The organism is Amycolatopsis sp. NPDC047767, from assembly GCF_040704195.1.
In the GTDB taxonomy this organism is placed as follows: Bacteria; Actinomycetota; Actinomycetes; order Mycobacteriales; family Pseudonocardiaceae; genus Amycolatopsis.
Genome location: NZ_JBEYSJ010000087.1, coordinates 1 through 1267, shown reverse-complemented (window position 1 = coordinate 1267; position 1267 = coordinate 1). Strand labels below are relative to the sequence as shown.

1 pseudogene is annotated in these 1267 nt (G+C 65.1%); it reads left to right on the top strand.

Annotation, left to right across the window (positions count from 1 at the left end):
- Positions 1–67 precede the first annotated feature (67 nt).
- Positions 68–1226 (top strand): annotated as a pseudogene (locus tag AB0878_RS49390) (IS3 family transposase).
- Positions 1227–1267 lie beyond the last annotated feature (41 nt).

Below are 1267 nucleotides of genomic sequence, written 5' to 3'. Positions count from 1 at the left end.
GGGTCTGCTCAGGGTTTGGTTGACACCTGATGTGTGAGGCTTCGGCCTTGCTTGGAAGGATGTCATCGTGCCCAAGCCCTATCCCCGTGAGTTCCGTAACGATGTGGTCGCCGTGGCCCGTCGCGGTGACACCCCGTTGAAGCAGGTCGCCAAAGACTTCGGGATCTCCGAGTCGTGTCTGGCCAACTGGTTGCGGGCCGCCGACGTCGAGGACGGCACGCGACCTGGGGTGACCCGGGATGAGTCCGCTGAGCTGCGGGAACTGCGTAAGCGCAACCGTCTGCTGGAGCAGGAGAACGAGGTTCTGCGCAAGGCTGCCGCCTACTTGGCGCAGGGCAATCTGCCGGGAAAATAGTCTTCCCGCTCGTCCGTGAACTGGCCGCGGCCGGCGCCCCTGTGCGGGTGCCGGTCGCGGTGACGTGCAGGGTGCTGGGCATCTCCCGGCAGGCCTACTACCAATGGTGCGCCGCCCCGGTCTCGCAGCGGGACTGAGATGACGCCCATCTGATCAACGCCGCCCTCGAGATCCACGCCGACGATCCCGGCGACGGGTACCGGTTCATCGCCGACGAACTCGCCGTGCGCGGGTTCGCCGCGTCGGAGAACCGGGTCTGGCGTTCTGCTCGATGCAACGGATCTTTTCGTTGCACGCGAAGAAGAAGGGCCTCTCCAGTAAGGCGGGGCCGCCGGTGCATGACGACCTGGTGCGCCGCGAGTTCACCGCTGCGGCACCGAACCTGACATGGTTGACCGACATCACCGAGCACCCGACCAGCGAAGGGAAACTCTACCTGTGCGCGATCAAGGACTGCTACTCCAACAGGATTGTCGGCTACTCCATCGACTCGCACATGCGCGCGTCACTCGCCGTCAGTGCGCTGTGTAATGCGATCGCGCTCCGCGACCCGGCCGGCGTCGTCGTCCACTCCGACCGCGGAGCCCAATTTCGATCGGCAGCCTACCGGCGCCTGCTGCGCGCCCACGGACTGACCGGATCGATGGGTCGGGTCGGCGCGTGCGGCGACAACGCCGCGATGGAATCGTTCTTTTCCTTGCTGCAAAAGAATGTTCTCGACACGCGGCGCTGGCGCACCCGCGAAGAACTCAGGCTGGCGATCGTGTCCTGGATCGAGACCAAATACCACCGCAAACGCCGACAACGCGCCCTGGGCAAGCTCACCCCGGTCGAGTTTGAGACCATCTACACCGCCGCACCAGCGGCCTGAAACCAGTCAGCCCCGGTGTCAACCGAAGTCTGGGCAGTCCC